1 protein-coding gene is annotated in these 252 nt (G+C 31.0%); it reads right to left on the reverse strand.

Annotation, left to right across the window (positions count from 1 at the left end; translation table 11 throughout):
* Nucleotides 1-252: DUF916 domain-containing protein (locus tag ACX6XY_RS30430; protein ID WP_460337951.1), on the reverse strand; the 252-nt coding region annotated here is incomplete at both ends.

Genomic DNA, 252 nt, shown 5'->3' on the forward strand with positions numbered 1-252 from the left:
GTATTTCAGCTAATTCTGGAAGTGGATATTTTAAACTTTTATCTTTTTTCGTAAGGTCATTTTTTGTGTAATCAATAATACCAGTTCGATTGGTGGATGCGTAGTTGATTGCTGCTTCCACTTGAATTTCTTCATTTGAACTATTCAATACATCGATTTCTACTGTTTGTTTTTGTTTCGGCTGCATTTTTAAATCAAAATAAGTTTGTCTTTTATCAATTTGATTGGCAGGAATATGAGCTTGAACAGAAT

It is taken from the genome of Streptomyces sp. O3 (genome assembly GCF_054788135.1).